This is a genomic window from Stenotrophomonas bentonitica (assembly GCF_013185915.1).
Classification (GTDB): domain Bacteria; phylum Pseudomonadota; class Gammaproteobacteria; order Xanthomonadales; family Xanthomonadaceae; genus Stenotrophomonas; species Stenotrophomonas bentonitica.
In genome coordinates, this window is record NZ_JAAZUH010000001.1 from 1,021,839 (window position 1) to 1,044,956 (window position 23,118).

Sequence of the window (23,118 nt, forward strand, 5' to 3'; positions counted from 1 at the left end):
GAAAACGATGGCGCAATACCGGCGCCGCGCGCCCCTGCCTAGTCTGGATCCGTCGGCCCCACCGCGCTGCCAGCGGACCGGGCCCACCACCCCAGCTACCGAGACCCGCCATGAACGAGCTTTCCCCGCAGGCACGCCAGACCGCCCCGCTGCGCACCCCGTCCGACCTCAGCCAGCAGGCCGGCAAGGACATCGCCGGCGCGCTCACCGTACTGCTGGCCGACGTGTTCGCGCTGTACCTGAAGACCAAGAACTTCCACTGGCACATGTCCGGCCCGCACTTCCGCGACTACCACCTGATGCTGGATGAACAGGGCGACCAGATCTACGCCACCACCGATGCCATCGCCGAGCGCGCCCGCAAGGTCGGCGGCACCACCCTGCGCTCGATCGGGCAGATCCACCGCATCCAGCGCCTGCTCGACAACGATGCCGACTATGTGACCCCGCAGGACATGCTGGCCGAGCTGGCCGACGACAACCGCCGCCTGGTCCAGTTCCTGCGCGCCACCCACGAGGTCTGCGACACGCACAACGACGTGGCCACCGCCAGCCTGATCGAAAACTGGATCGACGAGGCCGAAGGCCGCAGCTGGTTCCTGTTCGAAAGCACCCGCCCCACCCGCTGAGCCACGCTTCCTTCCCCCACAGGAGTCCGCCATGAGCAACGCATCACGCAGCGCCGCGCCGGTGGGCGACCCCGCGCCGCCGTTCCAGCTGCCCGCCACGCCCGACCAGCGGCTGAGCCTGGACGAACTGCGCGGCCGCCCGGTAATCCTGGCGTTCTATCCCGCCGACTGGAGCCCGGTCTGTGGCGACCAGCTTGCCCTCTACAACCAGCTGCTGCCCGAGTTCCAGCGCAGCGGCGCGCAGCTGGTCGGCATTTCGGTGGACGGGGTGTGGTGCCACGCCGCCTTTGCCGGGGAGCGCCACCTGCATTTTCCGCTGCTGGCCGACTTCGAACCCAAGGGCGAGGTCGCCCGACGCTACGGCGCCTACCGCGAGCAGGACGGCGTGTGCGAACGGGCGCTGTTCGTGATCGACGCCGAAGGCATCGTGCGCTGGCGCTACATATCGCCCCTGGGCATCAATCCCGGCGCCGACGGCATCCTTGAAGCGCTGGCGCAGCTTCCCTCCACCGCCGTACTTCCTGCAGGAGCAGCATCATGAAAGGACTATCCATAGCGGTCAGCGCGAACGACCACAGCCAGGGCCCGCGCGACGCGCCGATCACCCTGGTCGAATACGGCGACTACCAGTGCCCGTACTGCGGGGCGGCGTACCCCGTGCTCAAGGCGGTGCAGCGGGCCATGGGCACGCGGATGCGCTTCGTGTTCCGCAACTTCCCCATTACCGAAAGCCACCCCAATGCACTGGCCGCCGCCCGCTTTGCCGAAGCCGCCGCCGAGGGCGGGAGGTTCTGGGAAGCGCACGACCTGCTTTACGCGCGCCAGGACGCACTGGCCCCTGACGATCTGAAGACCTATGCCAGCGAGCTGGGCTTGAACAAGGCGCTGCTCGACGCCGCCGACAACGGGGCGTTCGATCATCGGATCGAGAGCGACTTCATGGGCGGCGTGCGCAGCGGCGTGAACGGGACACCGTGCCTGTTCATCAACGGCTCGCGTTACGACGGTCCCGTCGATGTGGACAGCCTGATCGAATTCATGACCGAACTGGCCTGACCTGTTACGCCGGCGCGCCGGGGCACGCCCCTCCCCCACCCGGGCGCGCCGGCACCTGCATAGGATCCTGCAATGCCCACTTCCCGCCACGTCCGGTCGTTGTCGACGGCCCCCACCGTTCACGACGACGCCCTGGGTTCGATCCGCCGTCTCAACGCCGACGACTTTCCGCTGCTGGAACGGATGTCTATCAAGCGCATGCTGCTGGCGCCCGGCAGCATCCGCGAACCGCACTGGCATGCTAATGCCAACGAGCTTGGCTACGTGCTGGCCGGCAGCGTGCTGATCACCATCGTGGGCAATGCCGATGCGGTCAGCACCCTGCGCGTGCACGCGGGTGAGATGTTCCACATCGACAGCGGCGCGCTGCACGCCATCGAGAACGTCGGCGAAGAAAGCGCCGAGCTGGTGATCGTGTTCAGCCATGAGCGTCCGCAGGACTTCTCGCTGCACGCCGCGTTCGGTGCCATGTCCGACGCGGTACTGGGCAACACCTACGACTTGGATAGCAAGGCGTTCAGCACCCTGCCCCGCGACACCGGCTCGCCGTACCTGGTGAAGCGCAGCGGACCGCCGGTGGTGCCGGAAGAGGCCGACCGCGCCGACCCGCATCGCTTCGCCATCGAAGCGCAGTCGCCGCCGGTCGACTTTCCGTACGGCCAGGCGCGGGTGTCGCGGACGCAGTTCTGGCCCGCCCTGCGCAACCTCTCGATGTACTCGCTGCGCATCGCCGACGACGGCATGCGTGAGCCGCACTGGCACCCGGAGACGGCGGAGCTGGGCTACGTGCATCGCGGCCAGGCAAGGATGAGCATCCTGGACCCGGACGGCTCGGTGGACACCTACCTGCTGCAGCCGGGCGATGTGTACTTCATTCCACGCGCCTACCCACACCAGATCGAAGTACTCGGCGACGACGTGCATTTCCTGGTCTTCTTCGACCAGCCCACCCCGGGCGACGTCGGCTACCGCCTGGCCGCCACCGCGTTCGCACCCGGCGTGCTGGCGGCCACCTTCGGCGTGGAGGCGGCAGCGCTGCCAACCTTCCCACGGACCACGCACGACCCGTTGATCGTGGCGCGTCGGAATGCGCTGGACCCGTTATCCACATGATCCAGCTCTGGCTCCCGAGGTAGGGTCGCATCCCAATCGACCGCCGATAACTCCGCCACGACCGGTGGGGCATGACCTCGAACGATGAGGCGCTGTCGCCAACCGCGCGCGCGGTATCGGGTCCATGCGTCAATGCATCACCGAATACGGTCGGCGGCCGTTTGGGAACCGGCCCTACCGCGCCGCCACTGCAATGGGCTCATCCCCATCTCCACCCGGAACATGTAATTGAACGCCGAGGCTGAGGCGTAGCCCAACTCGTGGGCGATGGTGGTCGGCGAACGCCCCTGCGCCAGCCATTCAATCGCGCGTAGCAGCCGCAACCGCGTACGCCAGGTCCGCAGGCTCATGCCGGTTTCGCGCTCGAAGTGCCGCGCCAGCGTGCGCGGCGATGCGCCCAGCACGCTGGCCCACTCTTCCACGCTGCGCGCATCGGCAGGCTGGTCGTGCAGTGCCTGGCACCAGCGCTGCAGGCGCGCATCCTGCGGCCATGGCAGATGCCGCACGTGCTGGCGCTGGCGACGCAACTGCGTGGTGACCAGTGCACACAGATGCGCGTAGTAGCCCGCATCGTCTTCGGCGCGCACCTGCCCCAGTTCCACGATCAACTCACGCAGCAACGGCGTCACATCCAGCACCGCACAGTGGTCCGGCATGCCGAGTGCGGGATCGTCGGCTACATACAGGTTGCGGAACGCCGCCGCACTCACCGCGCCTGTGTGGTGCACCATTCCGGTTGGCACCCACAACGCCTGCTGCGGGGTGATCACGTGGCGCGCGTTGCGCGCGGTGACCTGCAGCACACCCTCGGTAGCAAACACCACCTGGTTCCAGTCGTGCGCATGCGGCGGGAAGCGCTCGCCCGCCGCCAGGTGCTGGCTGCGCGCCACCACCGGCCACGGGAGCGTGCGCAGCGGCGGCACCGGCACTTCTTTCCAGAGGCCGTCGGGCGCGGAAGTCGGGGCGTGGCGGCTGATCGACATGATGCGGCATTCTATCGAAAGACAGCCGCACCGACCTGGCTGAGGATGACCTCACTCTTCCCCGGTCGCGTCGATGCCCACCCCCACACCCCACCCCGCTTCCCTGAAACCCTGGCAGGTCATCGGCGCCGGCATCTGCGCGCTGGTGCTCACCGTCGGCCTGGCCCGCTTCGCCTACACCCCGCTGCTGCCGCTGATGCGCGTGGACGCCGGGCTCAGCGCCGCGCAGGGTGGCTGGCTGGCCACCTTCAACTACCTGGGCTACCTGTGCGGCACCCTGCTGGCGGCGCGGGTCGGCGACATGCAGCAGAAATTCCGCTTCTACCGGATCGGCCTGCTGCTGGCGGTCGGCGCCACCGCGTTGATGGGCGTCACCACCCAGCCCTGGCTGTGGAGCCTGCTGCGCTTCGTGGCGGGCCTGTCCAGCACCGCCGGGCTGCTGCTGGCGTCCGGGCTGGTGCTCAACTGGCTGCTGGCCCACCAGCACCGCCCACGGCTCGGCCTGCACTTCGCCGGGCTGGGGCTGGGCATCGTGGTCTCCGGCGTGGCCACCGGGCTGCTGGCCGGGCACGCCAGCTCCAGCGCGCAGTGGATCTGGCTGGGCCTGCTCGGGCTGCTGTTCCTGCTGCCCGCCTGGGCCTGGATGCCCCGCCCCACCCCCGCCTCTGCCCACAGCGCCGCCCAGGCCCCGCCCCCGCCCAGCCAGCGCTGGCGCCGCCTGCTGATCGCCGCCTACTTCTGTGCGGGGGTCGGTTTCGTGGTGAGCGCCACCTTCATCGTCGCCATCCTCGAACAGACCCAAGCCTTCCGCGGCCACGGCAGCGCCGTATGGGTACTGGTCGGGTTGGCCGCCGTACCCTCCACCTTCGCCTGGGACCGCATCGCCGCCCGGATCGGCCTGATCCGCGCCCTGATGCTCGCCTTCGCCCTGCAGGCCGCCTCATTCGTGCTGCCGCTGCTGGACGACGGGCTGGCCGCCGGCATGGGCAGCGCCCTGTTGTTCGGGCTGACCTTCGCCGGCATCGTCAGCCTCACCCTCACCGTGGTCGGCCGCCACTACCCGCACAATCCGGCCAAGGCGATGGCCAACCTCACCCTCAGCTACGGCGTTGCCCAGATCCTGGCACCCGCGCTGGCCGGCACCCTGGCCCGCAGCAGCGGCAGCTACCAGGCGTCGCTGGTGTTGGCCGCAATCTTCATGGCGATCGGCATCGTGTTGCTGGCAGCGATGCCGGATGACGTGGCAGATCACGCACGGACGTGACTGCGCGCGGCGCGCACAGATGAACGTCGATTCATGCGTGTGCCGTACTAACGATCAAGCACTTAAGCCCACGTACCAAGGCCGCAGCAACGAATGTGAAATTTTTTGGTCGAAAAGCTTGCCGAACCCTGCAGACCTACGTATTATTCGCGTCCTCGCCAGCGGCAACGCAGCGATGAAGTGGCCGAGTAGCTCAGTTGGTAGAGCAGGGGATTGAAAATCCCCGTGTCGGCGGTTCGATTCCGTCCTCGGCCACCATGATTTTGAAAAGACCTGCAGAAATGCGGGTCTTTTTTTTGTTCGTTGAACTTCGGACAGCGAAGCGCCGGGCTCTGCCCGGCCGCTCTTCGTTTGATGGTCATGAAATCTGACAGATGTCTTCGGTCGCGTTTACACCCGGCTCCTGTATCTGGCCTATGCCTTACCCATTCAACATCTAGGCAAGGTTCCATGCAGGAAGAGCCACCCCCAGTACCGCCAGGGCGACTGCTCCGACGCCCAACATCCATGAGCGCCGCCGGTGAGACGCGCGCTCCCAGAGGCGATTTGCCATGTATCCCGCGATGCAGGCTGACAGAAGGCCCAAGGCGCCCCACGCCCACCAGAAGAATTCAGGGCCCACCAACATATAGAGAAGGTAGCCGCCGATTGCCAAGGAGAACCATAGCCAGAAAAGGGCACCCAGCAGCACATAGACCGCGACGCAGAGTTTTCTCATGGTCTGGCTCAAGCCGGCTCGGGCCGACTACCTCGGGGCATTGGATAGCCCAGAGTAGTCGAAGGCTGCTGCGTTGAACGTAGGAATACCCTTAGCTGGCTCTGAGTAGGCACAGGAGGTGCGCCCCGACAACGTGCCATTGGACGCCGCGCAGCGCGAAGCATTGCAGAAGCAGCTGGGCCTGCAGAAATGTTCCTTTTTCACTCCATTTGCAATCATATGGAGAATTAATGGAACACGGTGATTCGATTGATCAGTCAATGAGGACGCTGCGAGCGTGACGGTATTGGCGGTGCAACCCGTGGCAGGCACACTACGGCCTCCGTCATTGAACAAGGATGTCTCATGCGTGTTGCTGCACTTCTGACGTTGCTTCTCCTCACCGCCGGTTGTGCGCACCAGACGGCGATGACCGCACCGAAGCCGACGGTTGCGCCGATGGCGCCCATGGTGCCGGGTTGGATCACCCCTGCCGAAGCCGTGTTCGCAGCCAACGAAGATCCGCAGCGTGGCATCAGCGGCACCTTCGTGTTTACCGTCAAGAACACCGACGTCACCGAGCACCGCCTGTACCTCAACAGCGAACGCGACTATCGCCACCAGCTCGCGTTGAATGTGTCGCTGGACGCTGCACAGCGCGAAGCACTGCAGAAGCAGCTGGGCATGCCGCTGGAGCGTCTGGTCAATCGGCGGCTGCTGGTGACGGGTACGGCACACCGCGCGCGGATCGACTTCACCACCGACGGTAAGCCCACCGGAAAGTACTACTTCCAGACCCAGGTCAAGATCAACGACCCCCGGCAGGTGCGTTTCGCGCCCTGAGCGCGCGCCTGACGAAACCTTTACATCCGCTTTCACGCCGCCCCCTAAGCTCGGGCCTCCTGTCGGGAGACCCGTTCATGCGCCTTCGCCCTGCCCTGCTTGCCGCCGGCCTGCTGCTGTCCTGCCTTACCGCCCATGCAGCGGAACCGGTGCGTTCGGTGCCGGCGCTGGATATGGGTCGCTATGCCGGGCAATGGCACGAGATCGCGCACCTGCCGGTGTCGTTCCAGAAGAAGTGCGTGGGCGACATCACCGCGACCTATGCGCTGCGTGGCGATGGCCGGATCAGCGTGCACAACGCCTGCCGCACCGGCGACGGTGAACGCATCGCCGCCGAAGGCGTGGCGCGCCCGGTCGAGGGCGAACCCGGCCAGCTGCAGGTGCGCTTCGTCCCGGACTGGCTGGCCTGGGTGCCGCTGGTCTGGGCCGATTACTGGGTGATCGCGCTGGATCCGGACTACCAGTGGGCGGTCGTGGGGGATCCGGACCGGAAGTACCTGTGGATCCTGTCGCGCTCGCCGAGCATGGACGCCACGCTGTTTGCCAGCCTGAAGGCCAAGGCGGAGGCCATGGGGTATGACCTGGGGCCGCTGAAGGTGATGGCGCCCGTGGATTGATCCGCGGCGCGGTAGAGCCACGCCCTGCGTGGCTGAAACCCCGAGGTGGCACGCACCACGTGGCAGCCACGCGCGGCGTGGCTCTACCATTCATGGAAGCCCCCCCGGCACACCTGCACAACCTCCATACGCCGTAGTATGCTCACACCTGCAAGAGGACTTTCACCCATGTTCCATCGCCTCCGCCCCGCCCTCACCGTGGCCCTGCTGGCCGGCATCGCCGTTGGCCTGGCCGCCTGCAGCACCAACGTCAAGCGCGTGTCGCCGCCGGCGGCCAGCGTGCAGCAGTTGACCGTGGGCGCCAATGGAAACTGGACCCTGGCCCTGCGCCTGCAGAACTTCAGCTCCATGCCGATGACCTTCGACAGCGTGGACCTGCAGATGCAGGTCGGCGACCAGGACGCCGGCAAGGTGAGCGCGCGCCCGGCAATCTCCATCGGCGGCGTTTCGGCCGACGTCATCAACGTTGAACTGCAACCGACCTCGGCCGCGCGCATCGTGGTCGCCGACGCGCTGGCCGGCAACCGCACCCTGGCCTATTCGCTCAAGGGCACCGTTGCCGCCACGCCGCAGGAAAAGAAGCAGCGCAGCTTCGATATCGACAACCGCAGCACCCTCAACCAGGCCCCCGGCCTGCCCGGCGTGCTGCGCTGATTTCCCCATCTATTTGCATCTGATCGAGACCTGACGATGAGCAGCTACACCGCCCCGCTTTCCGATATCCGCTTCGCCCTGCACGACGTGCTGAAGGTGGAGTCGCTGTTCGCCCGCCTCGGTTTCGCCGACGCCACCCCCGACGTGGTCGATGCGGTGCTGGAAGAAGCTGGCCGTTTCAGCGGCAGCGTGCTGGCGCCGCTCAACAGCGTGGGCGACGAAATCGGCTGCGTGCTCGACCAGGCCAGCGGCGAAGTAACCACTCCGCCCGGTTTCAAGCAGGCGTACACGCAGTTCGTCGACGGCGGCTGGACCGGCCTGACTGCGGCGCCGGACCTCGGCGGCCAGGGCCTGCCGCACACGCTGGGCGTGCCGCTCAACGAAATGATCAACGCCGCCAACCTGGCGTGGGGCAACTTCCCGCTGCTCTCGCACGGCGCCATTGAAGCGCTCAAGCAGCATGGCGAAGCCTGGCAGCAGGACGCCTTCCTCAAGCCGCTGATCGAAGGCCGCTGGACCGGCACCATGTGCCTGACCGAACCGCATTGCGGCACCGACCTGGGCCTGCTCAAGACCAAGGCCGAACCCAATGCCGACGGCAGCTACGCCATCACCGGCACCAAGATCTTCATCACCGCCGGCGAGCACGACCTCACCGACAACATCGTGCACCTGGTGCTGGCCAAGCTGCCCGACGCCCCGGCCGGTGCCAAGGGCATTTCGCTGTTCGTCACCCCGAAGTTCAAGGTCGACCGCGAAGGCAACGTCGGTGAGCGCAACGCGCTGCGCTGCGGTTCCATCGAACACAAGATGGGCATCAAGGGCTCGGTCACCTGCGTGATGAACTTCGACGGCGCAGAAGGCTACCTGGTCGGCCAGCCGCACAAGGGCCTGCAGGCGATGTTTACCATGATGAACACCGCGCGCCTGGGCGTGGGCCTGCAGGGCATCGGCCTGAGCGAGCGCGCCTACCAGAACGCGCTGAAGTACGCGCGTGAGCGCCTGCAGTCGCGTTCGCTGAGCGGCCCGAAGAACCCGGACAAGCCGGCCGACCCGATCCTGGTCCACCCGGACGTGCGCCGCATGCTGCTCTCGATCAAATCGCTGGTCGAAGGCAGCCGCCTGCTGGCCCTGCACGCGGCCACCCTGATCGACGTGGCCCACCACGCCGAAGACCCCGCCGAGCGCGAGCGCGCCGAGACCCTGGTGAGCTTCCTCACCCCGATCTCCAAGGCCTGCCAGACCGAATGGGGCATCGAAAACACCTACAACGCCCTGCAGTGCTTCGGTGGCCACGGCTACATCCGTGAGCACGGCATGGAGCAGCTGGCCCGCGATGCGCGCATCACCACCCTGTACGAAGGCACCACCGGCATCCAGGCGCTGGACCTGATCGGCCGCAAGACCGCCGCCAGCCAGGGCGCCGGCCTGAAGCTGATGCTGGCCGAGATCGAAGCCTTCGCCAAGGCCAACGAAGGCAACGCCGCGCTGGCCGAGTTCATCGCCCCGCTGCGCGCCAAGGCCGACGAATGGGGCAAGCTGACCCTGGCCACCCTGCAGCGCGCGGCCGCCAACCCGGACGAACTGGGCGCAGCCAGCTTCGATTACCTGTTCTATTCCGGCTACGTGGTCCTGGCCTACTGGTGGGCCCGCAGCGTCGCCGCCGCCGACGCCTCGGCACAGAGCGACGCGTTCAAGCAGGCCAAGCGCGAAACGGCGCGGTTCTATTTCGCGCGGATGCTGCCGCGCACCCTGAGCCACGCCGCCGCCATCCAGGCCGGCGCAGACTCCCTGATGGCAATGGAAGACGCCCGCTTCGGGGAATGAAGAAGTGCCGCCCGAAGGGCGGCAACCCAACCATGCATCTGGAGAAAAGCCCCCTTTTGTTAAAGGGGGCGCGCCAACGGCGCGGGGTATAGGAGGCATTCCCCCGCACGGATTGGATACGGTTTGGGTACAGGCGCGTCGCGCCTATACCCAAACCGTAACCAATCCGGTATAAGCTGTTTTCCCGATGGAGACAGACACTACACGCCTAGGTCTGATCGATACCGGAGCCTCGTCCGCCCCGGTCGCTGAACTATCGCCGATCGCCACGCTGCATCGGCCCGGAAGCGTCCGATTGCTGTCCCTGGACGCCCATGGCCGCGTCCTCGACTGGATCACCTGGCAGGACGCCGCCTGCCTCTACTCGCGCGACGCCGTCTCCTGGACCCTGGGCGACCCCTGCCTGCACATCCACGGTGGCATCAACCGCCTGACCGGCCTGCAGAGCGGGATCGACCTGCATCCGATCATCGCCGCCCGCGGCCACGCCCGCTCGCGCGCCATCGACCCCACTCCGAACCTCTCCAACCAGGCCCTGTTCGCGCGCGACGCGCACCTGTGCATGTACTGCGGCCAGCAGTTCCACCGCCCGCAGCTGACCCGCGACCACGTCATGCCGCTTTCCAAGGGCGGCCTGGACGTCTGGGAGAACGTGGTCAGCGCCTGCTTCCACTGCAATTCGCGCAAGAGCGACCGCACCCCGCAGCAGGCCGGCATGCCCCTGCTGGCGGTGCCGTACCGGCCCAGCTGGATCGAACACATGATCCTGTCCAACCGCAACATCCTGGCCGACCAGATGGCATTCCTGAAGGCGCAGCTGCCCAAGCGCTCCAAGCTCGCCGCCTGACCCTGCGACCACTTGTCGCAGGGCACCCTCACTGTTTGCTCACCGGCACAGCGGTTTGCTTGCCCCACCCCGGTTTGAGGGCGAAAATAGGCGCTTGAGAAGAAGCGCGATAAACATGATCGATTCCGCACGCTATCCCCGCCTGTCGCGCATCCAGAACCCGGATGACCTGCGCAGGTTCGATGAATCCGAACTGCCCGCCATCGCAGATGAACTGCGTGCCTACCTGATCGAGTCGGTCGGCAAGAGTGGCGGCCATTTCGGCGCCGGGCTGGGCGTGATCGAACTCACCGTGGCCCTGCACTACCTGTACCAGACGCCGGTCGACCAGCTGATCTGGGACGTGGGCCACCAGACCTACCCGCACAAGATCCTCACCGGCCGCCGCGACCAGATCCACACGGTCAAGCAGAAGGACGGCGTGGCGCCGTTCCCCAAGCGCGAGGAAAGCGAGTACGACACCTTCGGGGTCGGCCATTCCTCCACCTCGATCTCGGCCGCGCTCGGCATGGCCATCGCGCGCCAGCGCGAGGGCGACGACCGCCGCGTGGTGGCGGTGATCGGCGACGGCGCGATGACCGCCGGCATGGCCTATGAAGCGCTCAACCACGCCGGTGGCATGGACAACGAGCCGAACCTGCTGGTGATCCTCAACGACAACAACATGTCGATCTCCGAGGCAGTGGGCGGGCTCACCAAGATCCTGGGCCGCGCCACCGGCAGCCGCACCCTCAACGCACTGCGCGAGGGCGGCAAGAAGATCCTGGGCGACAAGAAGAAGTCGCCGTCAGCCCGCTTCGTCAAGCGCTGGGAAGAACACTGGAAGGGCATGTTCGTGCCCTCCACCTTCTTCGAGGAAATGGGCTTCCACTACACCGGCCCGATCGACGGCCACGACGTGCCCGCGCTGGTGGCCACGCTGAAGACGCTCAAGGGCCTGAAGGGCCTGAAGCTGCTGCACGTGATGACCACCAAGGGCAAGGGCTACGAACGCGCCGAAGGCGACCAGATCGGCTACCACGCGGTGGGCCCGTTCGACCCGGACAAGGGCCTTGTTTCCAAGGGCGGCGCCAAGAAGCCCACCTACACCGACGTGTTCAGCGACTGGCTGTGCGATGCCGCCGCCGCCGAACCGCGCCTGCTGGGCATCACCCCGGCGATGCGCGAAGGCTCGGGCCTGGTGCGTTTCAGCAAGGAATACCCGGAACGCTACTTCGACGTGGCCATCGCCGAGCAGCACGCGGTGACCCTGGCCGCCGGCATGGCCACCCAGGGCGCCAAGCCGGTGGTGGCGATCTATTCCACCTTCCTGCAGCGCGCCTACGACCAGCTGGTGCATGACGTGGCGGTGCAGAAGCTCGACGTGCTGTTCGCCATCGACCGAGCCGGCGTGGTCGGCCCGGACGGCGCCACCCACGCCGGCAACCTGGACCTGAGCTTCCTGCGCTGCGTGCCGCACATGGTGGTGATGGCCCCGGCCGACGAGGCCGAGTGCCGCCAGATGCTCAGCACCGGCCTGCAGTACGAGGGTCCGGCTGCGGTGCGTTACCCGCGCGGCAGCGGCACCGGCGTGGACGCCGGCACCGATCTGTCCACCCTGGAGATCGGCAAGGCCGACCTGCGCGTGCAGGGCAGCCGCATTGCGTTGCTGGCCTTCGGCAGCACCGTGACGGCGGCCGAGGCCGTGGGCCGCGAGCTGGGCCTGACCGTGGTCAACATGCGCTTCATCAAACCGTTGGACCGTGCCCTGCTACTGGAGCTGGCCAAGACCCACCAGGGCTTCGTGACCATAGAAGACAACGTGGTGGCGGGCGGCGCCGGCTCCGGCGTGGCCGAACTGCTCAACGCCGAAGACGTGCTGCGCCCGTTCCTGCACCTGGGCCTGCCCGACAGCTTCCAGCACCACGCCAGCCGCGAAGACCTGCTGGCCGAAGCCGGGATCGACGCGGCCGGCATCCGGGCGGCGGTGTTGAAGCGGTGGCCGAAGGTGGCCACCCAGGCGGCGTAACGGTTACCGGATTTCGAACTCCGCCCGGCACCCGCCGTTCACCCACACCCCATCGCGATCATGACCCCACGTACGGCCTTCAACGCAGGCCGTACGCGAGGTCTGGCGCACCAGCCGCACATCGCGGCGCACGCTCACGTTGCAGCGGCGCAGGCGCTGGTCGTTGGAATCGCAGCTGATGATCTGGCCGCGCCCGCCACCCCAGCCGCCGCCGTTGTTGCCATTGTTACCCCAGCCGCCCCCATGTGAAGGACGGCCGCGTTCGGCAATGAACTCGGCGCGGCAGCCGCGGGTCACCCACACCCCGTTACGGGCCTGGCCCCAGGTGTCGCCTTCAATGCAGGGCGAGCCGGACAGCTGGCGCACCAGGCGCGCACGACCGTCGATCTGGCATTGCTGGGTACGGTTCTTGATCGACTCGCAACGCACCGGGCCGTCGTTGTAACGGTCGTCGTAGCGGTCATCGTAGCGCTGCGCCTGCGCGCTGCCGGCCAGGGCCATCAGGGCTGCCGGCAGCAGGGCCCACATTCCGATCTGCGTTGCCTGCTTCATTGCGGTGTTCCTCGTGCCGGTGGATGAATAGGCACAGGATCAGCGAAATCCCGCACTTCGCCTATAGGCCGGAAGGGGGTTATTTCAGGCGCGATTCAACAAGCCGACGCGCAGCTGAAACTCAGTCGTAGTGAACGGCGTCCACGAACGCTTCGCCCACTTCTACCCGGACCCCACTGCTATCGCCGGTTTCGGCGTGGTGGGCACGGGCCAGGTCGTTGGCGAAATCGAAGGCGCTGGCGCCACTTTCAAACGGAACCGGCGCAGCATCAGGCTGGACGACCTGCCATTGGTGGTCCTGGTGTTGCACTTTGATCATCATCAGAACGGCCTCGATGTGGCTTCCTGCGGGGGCAAGGCGCGGCATGCAGCGGCCAGCGCGGGGGATCTTGCATGGCGTGGGTTCCTTCCCGACGCTTGAGAAAAGATACGTGCGCAATGCCCGCCGGGCTATCGGATAAGTCTGATTCTGGTATCAGCCCGTCACGCTGCTCTCACACTGCCGCCCGCTCCACCGGCAACGACATCACGAACCGCGCGCCCCCGCCGGCCGCCTCTTCGGCGACGATGCTGCCCCCATGGCGAAGCAGGATTTCGCGCGCCAGGTACAGGCCCAGGCCACTGCCGCTGCCACTGGGTCGCAACCGATGGAACGGTTCGAAGATGGATTGGCGCGCCTGCTCGGGCACGCCGTCGCCTTCGTCGCTGACAGAAAGCACGCCACCGGGCTGCAGTTCCACCAGCACCGTTCCGCTGCCACCGCCATGCGCGATGGCGTTCTGCAGCAGTCCGCTGATCACCCGGTGCAATGCATCCGGATCGCCGCGCACCCACACTTCCGTGTCCGGTGCATCCACCTCGAAGGCGTAGCCGGCGTCGATCAGCAGCGGCGCCACGTCGCCGGCCACCTCGCGCGTGAGTGCGGCCAGGTCGACCCGCTGGTGCTGGCTGCGGTGATGGTCCAGCCGCTGCAGGTCCAGCAGCTGCTCGGCGATGTTGCTCAACCGGCCCAGGTCGCGCTGCAGGCGCGCGCGCACCTGCCCCGGCGGCAGATCGGCAATGCGCGTGGCGAGGATCGCGATCGGCATGCGCAGCTCGTGCGCCGCACCGACCAGGAAGCGGTCCTGCGCGTCGTAACTCTCGCCGATGCGGCGCACCGCCGCATTGAACGCATCCACCAGCGGCACGATTTCGCGCGGCACCGCGTGCGTGTCCAGCCCGCGCCCACGCTCGGTGATCTGGATCGCCGCGGCCTGCGCGGCCACCCGGTTCACACCGCGCAGCGAACGGTGGATCGCCCACGGTGCCACCACCAGGGTAATCACAATCAGCGGCAGCGTGATCCAGCCACCGAGGTAGCCGATCACCACCAGCAGCTGCCGCCAGAAGCCGCGCTGCGGCAACCCACCCACCATCACGTGCAGGCGGCCTTCTTCGCGGTCGGAGACCCACACCCGCATCGCCAGCTCCAGCCCGCGGCTGCGCGTGCGCACATCGGTCGGTTCCACATGCGCCAGCTGCTCGGCCAGCGGGCGATACACCGCCGGCACCACGCCATGCTCGAGGCGATGGCCCTGCTCGTCGGCGGCGGCAAACCAGAACGTTGCCGGGCGGTCCGGCGCGGCCGCATCCACCGCCGCCCAGTCCACCTGCAACGAATCGCCTTGCAGGCGGATCGCATCGGCCACCGCTTCGCTGGTCTTCCAGTCCACGTAGGCGGTGCTGCGGTCGCCATAGACCAGCGCGATGCCGGTCAGCGCGATCAGCACCATCGCCACCTGGATCAGGCAGATCTTCCAGGCCAGGCTGAACGACAGCGAGCCGGGTTTGAGGAACTTCATGCGGTTTCCTTCAGCAGATAACCGATGCCGCGCATCACGTGGATTTCCACCTGTGCATCCGCATCGGCCAGCGCGCGGCGCAGCTTGGAAACGTGCGCGTCCAACGCGTTGGACTGGATGTCATCGTCGAAGCCATACACCGCCTCCTGCAGTGCCGCGCGCGCCACCGTGCGCCCCTGGCGCAGCGCCAGCGCTTCCAGCACCAGCAGCTGCCTGCGCGGCAGCGCCAGCAGCGCACCGCCCACACGGGCTTCGCGCGCCACGAAATCGAACTGCAGCCGCCCGAGCTCCAGCATCGGCAAGGTGATCTGCGCCGGCCGCCGCGAAATCGCACGGAACCGTGCCAACAGTTCTTCCACCGCGAACGGCTTGGTCAGGTAATCGTCGGCGCCCACATCCAGGCCGACCACCCGGTCGGCCACCGAATCGCGCGCGGTCAGCATGATCACCGGCAGGTTGGGCACGTGGCTGCGCGCCACCCGCACGAAGTTGGCGCCGTCGCCGTCGGGCAGCTGGCGGTCCAGCAGCAGCACCTGGTGCACCCCGGCCTTGAGCGCCTCGGACGCCTGCGCCATCGACACCACCAGGTCCACCACCATGCCATGCCGGCCCAGGCTGGCCTGGATGGCGCCGGCCAGTTCGGGGTCGTCTTCGAGCAGCAGGATGCGCATGGGCAGTGCAGGCAGGGGCGGAGGCCGCCGATGGTACCGCGCCAGGTGACGCAACGTTCCCATAATGTCCGGGGGACATCATGGCGGTTTGATCGTCCCCCAGGAGCGTTACCCATGCACAGTGGTTCACGGAAGACAGCAGCGGCAGGCCTTGTCCTGGTCGGGTTGCTGGCCAGCGGCAGCGTACTCGCCCAGGCCGCTCCCGGGGCCAAGCCACGCAGCAGCGTGGGACTGGCGGTGGTCGCACAGAAGTCGCCCTACGCCGGCTACGACACCGACGTGCTGCCGGTGCCGGTGATCAACTGGGAAGGCGAGCGTTTCCATTTCCGTGGCGGCAGCCTCGGCTACACCCTGATCAGCACCGGGCAGACCGAAGTCTCGCTGCTGGCCTCGCCCTACTTCATGCGCTTCAAGCGCAACGATTCCGACGATCCGCAGATGCGCCAGCTCTCCAACCGCAGCATGTCGGCCATGGCCGGCGTGGCGGTGCGCCATACCGCGCCGTGGGGCGTGCTGCAGGGCAACGTGCAGGCCGAGGTCAGCGGCCACGGCGGTGGTTTTGCGGCCGACGCCAAGTACACCTACCCCATTCCCACCGGCCGCGTGGTGCTGGTGCCGGGCGTGGGCGCGCAGTACGCCAGCAGCGACCTCAATGACTACTACTTCGGCGTGAGCGCGGTGGAAGCACAGCGCAGTGGACTGGCGGCCTACAGCGCCGGCAGCGGCGTCGCCCCGTACATGGACTTCAGCGCGGTAATGCCGCTGGGCCCGCGCTGGACCGCCACCGCCTCGCTGCGCCGCACCCTGCTTTCCAGCGCGGTCAAGGACAGCCCGATGACCGTGGGCTCCCACATGGACAGCGCGCTGCTGGCACTGAGCTACGCATTCTGAGCATGCGCACATGAGCCGCCCCTTCCCCCTGCTCAGCACCACCGAACCGGCCAACGTGCCGGCACTGGCCAGCGCACTGACCGAATTCGACCGCGCGGTGCAGGCACTGATTGCACAGGATCCGGATGCCTACGGACGCTTTTCCCGCGCGTATGTCACCGCCATCTTCCGCGCCTGCCTGCTGCCACCGGAACCCGGCGCGGGCACGCCGCGCGGACGACCCGACCCGGAAGTGGCGCAGGCGCTGAAGCAGTGGATCCAGGCGCAATTGCAACTGCACCCGGGCGAAGGCGACGACCATCGCCTCACCGCTGCGCGGCGCGCCGCGCACGGGTTCTGGCTGCAGTCGATGGCCTGCCCGATCGACGGCGACGGGCAACCGCGTGCGGCGCGCCTGCTGGAAGGCCTGCTGGCCCTGACCCGGCCGCTCTGACCCCACCGCCCCGCCCTCACGGCGCGTTGCCGCCACATCGCTAGGCTGCTTCTGTTTCCTCAGCGTGGGTGTGGCAATGCGAGCATGGGCGGGTCTGATTCTGGTGGCGTTTGCGGCGCCGGCATGGGCGCAGCAGGACGACGAAACCCCGGCCTTCGACCGTCCGGGGCTGGGCTTTGCGGCCTCGGTGCTGCCCGCCGGTGGCGTCGCACTGGAGCTGGGCCTGCCCGATTACGAGCGCGACCGCGACGACGTCGGCACACGCACCACGCAGTACGGCACCGACCTGCGCCTGCGCGTGGGACTGGGCGCAAACCTTGAGTTGCAGGCCTTTGGCAGCCCATGGAACCGCCTGCGCGAAGCACCGCGCAACGCCCCTTCCACCACCACGCGCGGCGCGGGCGATACAGGACTGGCGCTGAAGTTCGCACTGCCCCTCGAATCGGAACGCCACGCAATTGCGCTCCTGGCCAGCACCAGTTTTGACACCGGCTCGCGCGATTTCAGCGAAGGCGGCACCCAGTACCAGCTCGGCGCCAGCTACGAATACACCTTCAACGACCGCTGGACCGGCGCGCTCTACGGCAACGCCACCCGTGGCGCAGGCGAAGACGCCTTCGAGTGGTCGCCCAGCCTCAGCCTGGCCGTAAGCGACAACGTCAGCGCCTACATCGAAGCCGGATTCACCCACACCGACGGCGAATCCTCCACCTCGGTGGCCGGCGCCGGCCTCACCTGGATGCCCGCCCGCCGCGTGCAGCTGGACGCCTCCTTCGACCTCGGCCTGGACCGCAACAGCCCGGATCTACAGGCCGGGCTGGGGGTTTCGTTCTATTTTGACTGAGGCTTTCGACCACCTCGCGTCGTGCCACTCGATTCACAGCACTAATCAGTTCGCTCAAATCGTGCTGTTGAATCAATTGGACGAGCACTCCTGAGCGTGTCCTCCTGTTTCGATGCCCCTTCAAAACCTGTACCCGGTCTACGTCCATCACCAAGGCAACAGCGCCTACGGTGCGATCCTCCCCGACCTGCCCGGGGTGCACTCCGCCGCTGACGAGCTTGTGCAGCTTCCAGGCGAAATCAGGGAAGCCGTTGCCTTGATGTACGAAGGCGACCTGGGCGAAGTTCCACCGCCGTCCCCGATCGCCTCATACATCGGTAAAGCGGAGTACGAAGGTGGCTTCTGGATGCTGGTGGACATCCAGCCAACAAAAAGCCTGCGCTTCGCTGCGCAGGCTTTTGCGGTTCTACATGCTGCGACCTTGCGGTCAGGTCACCTTCTTGGCGACCGTCATGCCCAGCAGGAACAGCACGACGGCGATGATGATGCCTGCCCAGAACAGGAACTTGGCCACGCCGATGGCGGCGCCGCCGATGCCGGCAAAGCCGAGCGCGCCGGCAATGAGGCCGATGATGGCGAAAATGATGGCCCACTTGATCATGATGTTCCTTTGCCCGAAGTGCGGGATGACTGACAGGCCTCCACGCTATCGATCCGGCTGTGCCGCAGGGGTGAATGAGACGCGGGCAGCATGTGAAGGCGCTACCGAATCTGAACGGCCCTCGCCACGTATTCAGGAGCGCTTGTAGGAATTTTCCGACAGACGGTAGGTGCCCGGATTGCCGCTTAACATGCAAGTGATTGATTTGAAAGCTCGCTCACGCAAGCTCTCATCACACCTCTGAATGTGTGACCGTTGCCGCAATTTCACCACATGGTCACAATGATGACGTCCCACTACGGCCGATCACGCCATGCGCGCATTCGTTACCAAGCAGCACCCTGCTCTGCTCAAGGTCTATTTCGTGGCCTGTTACGTGGTGCTGATTGAAGAAGTGATCCGCGCGATCAGCTGATCGCGCGACCGCCGCTGCCTCAGCGCAGCGATGCACCGTCGGCGCCGGGCGCTGCCCCGCCGGATGGGTTTCGCACCCTCTCGATTTCTCTGCGCAGCTCGCGCATCTTGAACGGCTTCTGCAGGCCATAGCGCCCTTTCAGGCGCTCGGGAAGGCTGTCCGGCCCATAGCCGGTGAGGAACATGTACGGAATGCCGCGCGCTTCCAGCACATCGGCCACCGGGAACGACGGCGTGCCGGCCAGGTTCACGTCCAGCAACGCGATATCGATGCTGCACTGCTCGGCCGCGTTCAACGCATCATCCAGCGTGCCAGCCAGGGCTACTACCTCGTACCCCTCATCGACGAGATAGTCCTGGACCATCATCGCGACCATCGATTCGTCTTCGACCACCAGCACGCGCCCGTTCAAGGGTGTACCCGCATGTCGTCATCCACCGGCGGGAACAGCACCCGGTAGCGCAGGCCACCCGGGTCGAAGGCCAGGTCCACTTTTCCGCCCAGATCATGCTTGAGACCCTGCTCCAGCAGGCGGGACCCGAACCCACGCTGGCTCGGGGGCTGCACCGGCGGACCGCCGCTTTCCTGCCAGACCAGCTCGATCATGTCGCGGCCGCCAACCTTCTGTGTGTCCCATTGCAGCGACACGCGCCCATCCGGGCCAGACAACGCCCCGTACTTGACCGCGTTGGTGCCCAGCTCATGGAGCGCCATGGCCAGCGCCAGCGCACGGCGCGGGTCCAGCCGGCAGGGCTCGCCCTTCAGCTCATAGCGTTCGTCGCGGTCGTCGGCGTGCACCGTCGCGGTCGCCTGGATCAGCTCCAGGATGTCCGCGCTGTGCCAGTTCTCGCGGGTCAGCACGTCATGCGCCGCGGCTAGCGCCATCAGGCGCTGCTCTACCTTCTCGCTGGCCTCGGCCACGTCAGCCGCGTTGCGGAAGGTCTGCCGGGCGATGGACTGCACCATCGCAAGCGAATTCTTGACCCGGTGGTTGAGCTCGTTGATGAGCAGCTGCAGGTGCTGCTCATGGCGCTTGCGCTCGGTCACGTCACGGGTGCTGCCGGCAATCGCCTCCACCTCCCCGTCCGGCCCGATCACCGGGGTGAAGATGTAGTCGTAGATGCGCACGCCCTCGGTGGCGTGGGGAAACGGCACGTCGCCGCGGATCGGCTGCTTGGTCGCAATCACCCGGTCGATTTCCGCATCATGCATGGCCGCATGCCACGGCTCGTAGCCGATCTCCAGGCAGGTCTTGCCCATCGCCTCATCCCAGGTCATGCCCCACATGCTGAGCAGCGCTTTGTTGGCATAGATGAAGCGATGGTCCAGGTCGAATACATACGAAAGATCGGGCGTTGCCTGCAACAGGGCTTCGTAGATGCGCCACTTGGGGGTGTCTTCTTCCTGCTGCTGCAACACGGCTCGAACCCTGTGAATTTCGCCCGAGCATAGGGCGGTCGCCGTGAAGCCCGGATCACGCCCAGGTAGTGCTTTCTGCATGGGCTGATAGACCAGACCGGCGTACTCGCCCACCGGTCCGGCCACGACAAATCCGTAACGCTGGTAGTTCGCCACAGCGGCCAGCGACGCCCGCACCGTGACCACCTCGGCCCGTGCGCAGTCCAGCAGCGCGTCCATCAGCGCCCGGCCAATCCCCTGCCCCTGCCAGCCCGGAGCCACGAACAGGGTGGCCACGTGCTGCCCGCCCATCAGCTCGGCCACCCCGACCACCTGGCCATCGGCCTCGTACACGAACATGTCGTTCCCGTCGGACAGCCGCCCGGCAAACCCGTCGACCGAGACGATCCCGGCAAAGGTGGCAATACCCTCCGGGCCCAGCGACGGCGCAACCGCCTCCATGAAGGAGGCCATGCACACGGCACTGGCCTGCTCCAGATCGACAGCCCGCACTCTCCTTGTTGCCATCTGCCTGCGCCTGATGCTTGGGTTCCGGTCTGGAACCGACAGGGAAATGGTAATGGGGCTGCCGCTCGGCCGCAGAGATGGCCCCCAAGCCTCCGCTCTAGATGAGACGTGACGCACGTTAGACGGCGGCAATCGCGACAAACTGGCGAAAGCAAACGTTCCCAGTGCACAATTCGGCCGGCTGGATATTGACAGCCTTTGAGCACCGCGAGCAGGATCGCCGTGTCGCCGAACAGTCGGCGACCGGGATTGGCGTCCCGAGCCAAAGGCGCACCAGCGCCCATCGGCCGATGCACGGCGCTTTTTTTGCGTCGTTGCATCGGTCGATGGCGATTGCTTGCCAGTTCTATGGCGGGCGGTGCGCGGGGGCCTTCGGGCCCACCGGACCTTTGGCCGGCACGCCAACCGCGTACCGTCCGTCACCCCAATTGGCGTTGGAGTGGCGGACTCAACTTCCAGAGGAATCCAACCATGTCCATTGAACAGTTCGCCGCGCCTTCGCGCGTCACAGTTGACCTCAGCTACTACTTCACCGCCATCGCAGAGACCTTGGACTGGGGCAGCCCCGCCTGGGTCACGCTCGAATCCAAGCTCCGAACCGACATCCGCACATCAGACCAGCTGACGATGGGCGAAATACTGAAGGCAATCTCATCGACGCGCTGCGATGCCACGACAAAGCCGGGAACGCAGGTGCATCGCCTGATCGGTGCCAGTGACCCTTCAAGACACGAGGTGTTCCGCGCAATCCGCAGTCTGCTACGCATCTACGACCTACGCATTGTCGAGCTGCTATCACTCGTCGATGTAATCGAGCGATGTCCTGGCAACGTCGAAGACATGAGCATCAAGAACCTGCTGGCGCTGATCTCGCTCGTGGACCTGGAAGAGGTGCCGATGGCACCGCTGGGGCCGCCGCCGTCAGGCTCGGGCGCACCGGCTCCCGTCCAGTAAGCACTGCCACACACTTGCGCCGCACTTGGAATGGAGGCCCCTACCGGGGCCTTCGCTCGACGACAACACCAGCCAGCGTGTCACCGTGATCCGGCGCCCCGCAGCCGACATTCGAACCGGAGGCTCTCGATCAGTCCACGTACTTGAGGTGGATCAGCGGATACGGCCTACCCTGCCCGTCTACTTCAGAGCGCCCGGTTCTTCGAAATCCCATCCGCTCGTAGAAGCCCACCGCCTGTGCATTCTGCTCGTTTACATCAGTCGTCAGTGTCGGATGCAGCGCGAGCGCGTGGCGCACCAGCGCGGCACCGACACCGGTTCCGCGATGGGCGGGGTCTACGAACAGCGCTTCCATGTGCCCTTCATCAAGCAGCATGAACGCCACTGGATAGTCGCTGTCATCCGCTGCGATCCACAGCGGTGCATCGGGCAGGAACCCGCACACCATGGTGTCGATGGCCTGGCGATCTTCGGGCGTCAGGAAGTCGTGGGTCGCATCAACGGCCGCACGCCAGATCTCGATGACGCGTGCGCCCTCGTCGGGTCGGGAAGGTCGAATGGCGGTCATGGTTGCCCTCTGCAGAATCCAGTCGTGCTGAAACAAAAAAGGGCCCGCACCGAAGTGCGAACCCTTGATCGTGTCACCAACAATGGTCGGGACGGCCGGATTTGAACCGACGACCCTCTGCCCCCCAGGCAGATGCGCTACCAGGCTGCGCTACGCCCCGATGTTGCTGGTGTTGTTCCCGCCTTGCAGCGGGCCGACGAGTATAACCGGTTTGGCTTGAAAAGGGTTCAGCGGCGCAGCAGCTGAAGCACTTCTTCCAGTTCCATCCGCGTCTGTTTGATGATCTGGTTGCTCAGTGCCGATTCGTCGCGCGCACCCGCACCTTCCAGGCGCAGGCGGGCACCGCCGATGGTGTAGCCCTGCTCGTAGAGGAGGCCGCGGATCTGGCGCACCATCAGCACGTCGTGGCGCTGGTAGTAGCGACGGTTGCCACGGCGCTTGGCCGGCTCCAGGCTGGGAAATTCGGTTTCCCAGTAGCGCAGCACGTGCGGCTTTACGTCGCACAGCTCGCTGACTTCACCAATGGTGAAGTAGCGCTTGGCCGGTATCGGCGGAAGTTCGCGGTTACTGCCCGGATCCAGCATATGCCTCTACCCTTTCCTTGAGCTTCTGGCCCGGACGGAAGGTGACCACCGTACGGGCGGAAATCGGAATTTCCTCGCCGGTTTTCGGATTGCGGCCCGGGCGCTGGTTCTTGCGCCGCAGGTCGAAATTGCCGAACCCGGAAAGCTTCACCTGCCGTCCCTGTTCCAATGCTTCACGCAGCACATCGAAGAACGCGTCGACAAATTCCTTGGCCTCGCGCTTGTTCAGACCCACTTCGTCGAACAGCTTTTCGGCCATCTCCGCCTTGGTCAATGCCATTGCCTGCTACCCCCCATGCT

27 protein-coding genes, 2 tRNA genes and 2 pseudogenes are annotated in these 23,118 nt (G+C 66.3%); 17 read left to right on the forward strand and 14 right to left on the reverse strand.

The genetic code is table 11. The features are described from left to right. Window positions 1–110: 110 nt before the first annotated feature. From HGB51_RS04530 to HGB51_RS04545, 4 genes are all read left to right on the forward strand, one after another. A complete protein-coding gene (locus HGB51_RS04530) occupies window positions 111–629 on the forward strand; it encodes a Dps family protein (protein WP_070209378.1) in 519 nt (172 codons plus the stop codon). Between the two features lie 31 nt (window positions 630–660). Then, on the forward strand, window positions 661–1,170 hold the full coding sequence (locus HGB51_RS04535; protein WP_070209379.1) for a redoxin domain-containing protein: 510 nt from the start codon (window positions 661–663) through the stop codon (window positions 1,168–1,170). After that, window positions 1,167–1,685 (forward strand): DsbA family protein, encoded by a 519-nt coding sequence (locus HGB51_RS04540; RefSeq protein WP_070209380.1) that lies wholly within the window; start codon window positions 1,167–1,169, stop codon window positions 1,683–1,685. The genes HGB51_RS04535 and HGB51_RS04540 overlap by 4 nt, the downstream gene beginning before the upstream one ends. A 72-nt stretch (window positions 1,686–1,757) precedes the next feature. Continuing rightward, window positions 1,758–2,798: a cupin domain-containing protein gene (locus HGB51_RS04545; RefSeq protein ID WP_070209381.1), complete on the forward strand. Its 1,041-nt coding sequence runs from the start codon at window positions 1,758–1,760 to the stop codon at window positions 2,796–2,798. A gap of 137 nt (window positions 2,799–2,935) precedes the next feature. Here the strand turns inward: HGB51_RS04545 and HGB51_RS04550 are convergent, their stop codons facing one another. Continuing rightward, window positions 2,936–3,781: an AraC family transcriptional regulator gene (locus HGB51_RS04550; RefSeq protein WP_070209382.1), complete on the reverse strand. Its 846-nt coding sequence runs from the start codon at window positions 3,779–3,781 to the stop codon at window positions 2,936–2,938. A 73-nt stretch (window positions 3,782–3,854) separates the two neighbouring features. Here HGB51_RS04550 and HGB51_RS04555 point away from each other — a divergent pair, with 73 nt between their 5' ends. After that, entirely contained in the window at window positions 3,855–5,045 is a 1,191-nt protein-coding gene (locus tag HGB51_RS04555; protein ID WP_070209383.1) for a YbfB/YjiJ family MFS transporter, read from the forward strand. 182 nt (window positions 5,046–5,227) lie between these two features. Then, window positions 5,228–5,303 (forward strand) — tRNA-Phe (locus HGB51_RS04560). Window positions 5,304–5,481: 178 nt separating this feature from the next. On the opposite strand, the gene HGB51_RS04565 is transcribed toward HGB51_RS04560, so the two are convergent. After that, window positions 5,482–5,775 (reverse strand): hypothetical protein, encoded by a 294-nt coding sequence (locus HGB51_RS04565; protein ID WP_070209384.1) that lies wholly within the window; start codon window positions 5,773–5,775, stop codon window positions 5,482–5,484. A gap of 333 nt (window positions 5,776–6,108) precedes the next feature. Here HGB51_RS04565 and HGB51_RS04570 point away from each other — a divergent pair, with 333 nt between their 5' ends. From HGB51_RS04570 to dxs, 6 genes are all read left to right on the forward strand, one after another. After that, a complete protein-coding gene (locus HGB51_RS04570) occupies window positions 6,109–6,585 on the forward strand; it encodes a hypothetical protein (RefSeq protein ID WP_141739232.1) in 477 nt (158 codons plus the stop codon). A gap of 77 nt (window positions 6,586–6,662) precedes the next feature. After that, entirely contained in the window at window positions 6,663–7,202 is a 540-nt protein-coding gene (locus HGB51_RS04575) for a lipocalin family protein (RefSeq protein ID WP_070209386.1), read from the forward strand. A 168-nt stretch (window positions 7,203–7,370) separates the two neighbouring features. Further along, entirely contained in the window at window positions 7,371–7,856 is a 486-nt protein-coding gene (locus HGB51_RS04580) for an LEA/WHy family protein (RefSeq protein ID WP_070209387.1), read from the forward strand. Between the two features lie 36 nt (window positions 7,857–7,892). Beyond that, complete coding sequence (locus HGB51_RS04585) at window positions 7,893–9,683, forward strand: acyl-CoA dehydrogenase C-terminal domain-containing protein (RefSeq protein ID WP_171966741.1); 1,791 nt, start codon at window positions 7,893–7,895, stop codon at window positions 9,681–9,683. A gap of 187 nt (window positions 9,684–9,870) precedes the next feature. Then, complete coding sequence (locus HGB51_RS04590) at window positions 9,871–10,530, forward strand: HNH endonuclease (protein WP_070207843.1); 660 nt, start codon at window positions 9,871–9,873, stop codon at window positions 10,528–10,530. A 115-nt stretch (window positions 10,531–10,645) separates the two neighbouring features. Further along, complete coding sequence (gene dxs, locus HGB51_RS04595) at window positions 10,646–12,538, forward strand: 1-deoxy-D-xylulose-5-phosphate synthase (protein WP_070207842.1); 1,893 nt, start codon at window positions 10,646–10,648, stop codon at window positions 12,536–12,538. A 3-nt stretch (window positions 12,539–12,541) separates the two neighbouring features. Here the strand turns inward: dxs and HGB51_RS04600 are convergent, their stop codons facing one another. The 4 genes from HGB51_RS04600 to HGB51_RS04615 form a co-directional block, all read right to left on the reverse strand. Continuing rightward, window positions 12,542–13,090 (reverse strand): DUF3011 domain-containing protein, encoded by a 549-nt coding sequence (locus HGB51_RS04600; RefSeq protein ID WP_070207841.1) that lies wholly within the window; start codon window positions 13,088–13,090, stop codon window positions 12,542–12,544. Between the two features lie 121 nt (window positions 13,091–13,211). Next, on the reverse strand, window positions 13,212–13,457 hold the full coding sequence (locus HGB51_RS04605; RefSeq protein WP_246233404.1) for a hypothetical protein: 246 nt from the start codon (window positions 13,455–13,457) through the stop codon (window positions 13,212–13,214). A gap of 127 nt (window positions 13,458–13,584) precedes the next feature. Continuing rightward, window positions 13,585–14,931 carry a sensor histidine kinase gene (locus tag HGB51_RS04610; protein ID WP_070207839.1) on the reverse strand — a complete coding sequence of 449 codons (1,347 nt, stop codon included), beginning with the start codon at window positions 14,929–14,931 and terminating at the stop codon, window positions 13,585–13,587. Beyond that, entirely contained in the window at window positions 14,928–15,602 is a 675-nt protein-coding gene (locus tag HGB51_RS04615) for a response regulator transcription factor (protein WP_070207838.1), read from the reverse strand. Before HGB51_RS04615 ends, HGB51_RS04610 begins: the two co-directional genes overlap by 4 nt. A 114-nt stretch (window positions 15,603–15,716) precedes the next feature. Here HGB51_RS04615 and HGB51_RS04620 point away from each other — a divergent pair, with 114 nt between their 5' ends. The 4 genes and pseudogenes from HGB51_RS04620 to HGB51_RS20505 all read left to right on the forward strand — a co-directional run. Next, complete coding sequence (locus tag HGB51_RS04620; protein ID WP_070207837.1) at window positions 15,717–16,493, forward strand: MipA/OmpV family protein; 777 nt, start codon at window positions 15,717–15,719, stop codon at window positions 16,491–16,493. A 10-nt stretch (window positions 16,494–16,503) separates the two neighbouring features. Next, on the forward strand, window positions 16,504–16,926 hold the full coding sequence (locus tag HGB51_RS04625) for a hypothetical protein (RefSeq protein WP_070207836.1): 423 nt from the start codon (window positions 16,504–16,506) through the stop codon (window positions 16,924–16,926). A 76-nt stretch (window positions 16,927–17,002) separates the two neighbouring features. Continuing rightward, window positions 17,003–17,770: a transporter gene (locus tag HGB51_RS04630; RefSeq protein ID WP_070207835.1), complete on the forward strand. Its 768-nt coding sequence runs from the start codon at window positions 17,003–17,005 to the stop codon at window positions 17,768–17,770. 112 nt (window positions 17,771–17,882) lie between these two features. Beyond that, window positions 17,883–18,134, forward strand: a pseudogene (locus HGB51_RS20505) (type II toxin-antitoxin system HicB family antitoxin); the annotation flags it as partial. Window positions 18,135–18,197: 63 nt separating this feature from the next. On the opposite strand, the gene HGB51_RS04640 reads toward HGB51_RS20505, so the two are convergent. From HGB51_RS04640 to HGB51_RS04655, 4 genes and pseudogenes are all read right to left on the reverse strand, one after another. Next, complete coding sequence (locus tag HGB51_RS04640; protein ID WP_070207834.1) at window positions 18,198–18,371, reverse strand: DUF1328 domain-containing protein; 174 nt, start codon at window positions 18,369–18,371, stop codon at window positions 18,198–18,200. Between the two features lie 434 nt (window positions 18,372–18,805). Beyond that, window positions 18,806–19,198, reverse strand: a complete 393-nt coding sequence (locus tag HGB51_RS04645; protein WP_084738940.1) for a response regulator — start codon at window positions 19,196–19,198, stop codon at window positions 18,806–18,808. After that, complete coding sequence (locus tag HGB51_RS04650; RefSeq protein ID WP_070207845.1) at window positions 19,195–20,202, reverse strand: HWE histidine kinase domain-containing protein; 1,008 nt, start codon at window positions 20,200–20,202, stop codon at window positions 19,195–19,197. Before HGB51_RS04650 ends, HGB51_RS04645 begins: the two co-directional genes overlap by 4 nt. Before the next feature lie 129 nt (window positions 20,203–20,331). Next, window positions 20,332–20,712: pseudogene (locus HGB51_RS04655) on the reverse strand (GNAT family N-acetyltransferase); the annotation flags it as partial. 471 nt (window positions 20,713–21,183) lie between these two features. Between HGB51_RS04655 and HGB51_RS04660 the strand changes: the two are divergent. Then, the gene (locus HGB51_RS04660; protein WP_070207833.1) at window positions 21,184–21,666 is read left to right on the forward strand and encodes a hypothetical protein; all 483 of its coding nucleotides are present in this window, start codon (window positions 21,184–21,186) and stop codon (window positions 21,664–21,666) included. A 130-nt stretch (window positions 21,667–21,796) separates the two neighbouring features. Here the strand turns inward: HGB51_RS04660 and HGB51_RS04665 are convergent, their stop codons facing one another. The 4 genes from HGB51_RS04665 to HGB51_RS04680 form a co-directional block, all read right to left on the reverse strand. Next, the gene (locus tag HGB51_RS04665; RefSeq protein WP_070207844.1) at window positions 21,797–22,234 is read right to left on the reverse strand and encodes an acetyltransferase; all 438 of its coding nucleotides are present in this window, start codon (window positions 22,232–22,234) and stop codon (window positions 21,797–21,799) included. 83 nt (window positions 22,235–22,317) lie between these two features. Then, window positions 22,318–22,394: transfer RNA gene (locus tag HGB51_RS04670), tRNA-Pro, on the reverse strand. A gap of 67 nt (window positions 22,395–22,461) precedes the next feature. Continuing rightward, a complete protein-coding gene (locus HGB51_RS04675) occupies window positions 22,462–22,818 on the reverse strand; it encodes a MerR family transcriptional regulator (RefSeq protein ID WP_068853353.1) in 357 nt (118 codons plus the stop codon). Beyond that, complete coding sequence (locus HGB51_RS04680; RefSeq protein WP_005410432.1) at window positions 22,799–23,098, reverse strand: integration host factor subunit alpha; 300 nt, start codon at window positions 23,096–23,098, stop codon at window positions 22,799–22,801. Before HGB51_RS04680 ends, HGB51_RS04675 begins: the two co-directional genes overlap by 20 nt. Between the last annotated feature and the right edge of the window lie 20 nt (window positions 23,099–23,118).